Source organism: Helicobacter pylori (assembly GCF_011140715.1).
Lineage (GTDB): Bacteria > Campylobacterota > Campylobacteria > Campylobacterales > Helicobacteraceae > Helicobacter > Helicobacter pylori_DA.
The window spans coordinates 1-2,573 of the sequence record NZ_SFZZ01000022.1 but is presented as its reverse complement, the minus strand read 5'-3'; the positions used below and the strand labels follow the sequence as shown (position 1 = coordinate 2,573).

General features: G+C 35.8%; 3 protein-coding genes and 1 pseudogene. All 4 read right to left on the bottom strand.

Annotation, left to right across the window (positions count from 1 at the left end; translation table 11 throughout):
- Positions 1–183: 183 nt before the first annotated feature.
- The 4 genes and pseudogenes from EWZ81_RS02570 to EWZ81_RS02555 all read right to left on the bottom strand — a co-directional run bounded on the left by EWZ81_RS02570 (position 184) and on the right by EWZ81_RS02555 (position 2,434).
- Positions 184–1,413, bottom strand: a complete 1,230-nt coding sequence (locus tag EWZ81_RS02570; RefSeq protein ID WP_165548921.1) for an RNA-guided endonuclease InsQ/TnpB family protein — start codon at positions 1,411–1,413, stop codon at positions 184–186.
- A pseudogene (locus EWZ81_RS02565) lies at positions 1,400–2,032 on the bottom strand (IS607 family transposase). Before EWZ81_RS02565 ends, EWZ81_RS02570 begins: the two are co-directional and overlap by 14 nt.
- Positions 2,029–2,223 carry a type II toxin-antitoxin system HicA family toxin gene (locus EWZ81_RS02560; RefSeq protein ID WP_001114660.1) on the bottom strand — a complete coding sequence of 65 codons (195 nt, stop codon included), beginning with the start codon at positions 2,221–2,223 and terminating at the stop codon, positions 2,029–2,031. Before EWZ81_RS02560 ends, EWZ81_RS02565 begins: the two are co-directional and overlap by 4 nt.
- Positions 2,216–2,434 carry a type II toxin-antitoxin system HicB family antitoxin gene (locus EWZ81_RS02555; RefSeq protein ID WP_000906664.1) on the bottom strand — a complete coding sequence of 73 codons (219 nt, stop codon included), beginning with the start codon at positions 2,432–2,434 and terminating at the stop codon, positions 2,216–2,218. The genes EWZ81_RS02560 and EWZ81_RS02555 overlap by 8 nt, the downstream gene beginning before the upstream one ends.
- Positions 2,435–2,573 lie beyond the last annotated feature (139 nt).

The following is a 2,573-nucleotide window of genomic DNA, read 5'->3' as shown; positions in this document are numbered from 1 at the left end:
GAAATAGAAGTGCTAGTGGCTTCAAATTTTGGAAGAAAGAAAGTATAGGGGCCAATTTTATCAGAAGTTTCTTATAAAAAGGGTTGTTTTTCAAATCCTCTTTCAAATCACCATGTCTAAAAAACTCTTTAATCTTATTAAAAGTATTTAAAAAGTTATTTTTTGTAAATTTTCCCATCGTGTTTAAAACGCCAACGAGATTTTTACTGGAGTAAACACTACTCCGCTATCCCTTAGAGTTTTCACTGCATCAGGGAATACTTTTCTTAAAATGCCGATTGCACCGTTAATATCGGCGTTTAGGGATTTGCCTATGCTAGATTTAAATAGCCCTCGTTTAACTCTTTTACTTAAATATTGCTCGTGGTGCTGCATGGGTTCGTTAGCCAAGTGGTCGCACTTGCTCGTAAATCTCTCTTCTGTTGTATGCAAAGTTATCCCAACCAAAGCACACTTGTAGGCTAGTTTTTCAATAAAGGATTCATAAGGGATATTAGTAAAGTTCTGATTGGTTCTCTTGCCTAGCTTTAGCTCTTGTTTCCAGCCATCATTTTTACCGATGACAATTGTAGAAATGCCCTTTTTTAAGCAATGCCCCACCACATAGGCGCTCGCCTTGTGCATAAAATCATTGACTTTACACTCCCGCCATAGAGCTAATTTGCCTAAGCGTTTTGTCCAAAAACGCTTATTTGAAGTCTTGGCTTTGGCTTGATAATGGGCTTTGAGTTTGTTAAACCACTGATTGACAGACTTCACCCCTCCGCCTTTGATAATAAAAGGACTACTTTGATTATCTATTGCAGTTACGAAGTTGTTCAAGCCTAGATCAATACCCATAATGCCAATGCCATGAGTTTGTGGGAGTTTGTGCGTGGTTTGCTCATAGACAACTTCCACGATAAAACAAGTGGTTTTAGGGATTAAGCGTACTTGCTTTAGCCTAGAAGTTTGAGGGTTTATTTTAGTGATAAGTCTTTTTAAATTAGCTTTTTTTGGGAATTTAATTTTTGTCATGCGTCCTTTCTTAAAGCTAGTTTGCTGGTTTGTTAAAACCCCTATAGATACGCCATCTTTTGGTTTGAATTTAGGGATTTTTGGACGCGCTAGAAAGCTAGAAGGCTTGAGTTTGTAAGCTTTAAGGGCTTTTAAATAGCTTTTCCAATTTTGAGATAAAAGCATTAATACCTGTTGCGCGCTTTGGGCAGGTAAAGCTTTGTAATCTCTTTGGCTTTCTTTAACAAAGCGATTGATTAAATCGTAGGCTGTAGGCAACTTAAAACCTGCAAAGTAATGCTCTCTTAAAATAAAATTAGCGTAGTTGTAAAGGTTTTTAGACAGATGGCAAAAGTCCTTAATGCGTTTAAAAATGGGGTGCGTGGGTTTAATAATGTGGCGTTCAGTCAAGGTCATCTGTTTCCCCATTAAGAGATTTTAGCAAGGCCGGATTAACCTTACTCTCTAAAAGCAACTTTTTAGCAATGCGGCGCTTAGAATACATCTTCATAGAAAAAGAATGGATTGTTTGCATGATGTCCTCAAACAGTTCTTGCTCTAAACTGATTGATTCACACTGATTGATAATAACGATTTTAGTGCCATAATCGCTAAATAGCTTTTCTACTAACTCATAGCTCAATCTAGCTAATCGGTCTTTATAGGAAATATAAACCGCCTTAATTTTAAACGCCATTACCGCATTAAGAAGTTCCATAAAACCCTTTCTGTCCAAAGACATGCCGCTTTTAATATCAGAATAGATACTATCTACAGATATTCCTTTAGCATTTATAAAAGAGATACAGTTTTCTATTTGATTTTGCAAGTCTTGTTTCTGCTTTTGAGTGCTTACCCTAGCATAAACTACATTCAGCCTACCATCTTCAATTCCTGCTAAAGAATAGACATCAGAATCGTTGTATATATAGTAACCATTGGGTTCTTGTTTAACTCGTATCTTTCCACTTTTAACATACTTTCAAAGAGTAACACGGGATATTTTTAAGATCTTTAAGACTTCTTTAGATTTCATTTAAGGATATTTTCCATGATTTCTTTCACTATTTTAGGGTGTAAGATTTCGCCAGAATGAAAAGGCAAAACCTGCCTGATTTTATCTTTCACATAAATTCTATGGCTGCCTTTTTGCCTAGAGAAAACAAATCCATTCTGCAATAATAGCTTCTCTGCTTCTTTAGCTGTGAGTCGTGGCAATTCAGGCAAAAGCTATCTCAATGGGTGCTATTACAGAATTTTTCTTAGAAAGAAAAGCTAACTCATCGGCTTCTAAATCTCCCAAATAAAGCTCTATGGCTTCTTTAATGTTTCTTAGGGCTTCTTCATAACTTTTCCCTTGTGATACACAGCCTTTTAGAAAGGGGACAAAAGCAAAATACCCATTCTCATCTTTTTCTATGACAGCGTTTATAAGCATGGCACTACCTTTGAGTGAATTTCTTATGATTATACACATAATATATTTTAAACAAAATTAAATTGAAAGTTTAATAAAACGCCTCTTTTAGACTATCAAACGCCTCCCCAGGTAAAACAATTTTAGAGTGTTTGGGGAT

Coding starts and splice junctions, on each gene's coding strand:
- EWZ81_RS02570 (WP_165548921.1), bottom strand. CDS start 1,413: ATGACCTTGACTGAACGCCACATTATTAAACCCACGCACCCCATTTTT.
- EWZ81_RS02555 (WP_000906664.1), bottom strand. CDS start 2,434: ATGCTTATAAACGCTGTCATAGAAAAAGATGAGAATGGGTATTTTGCT.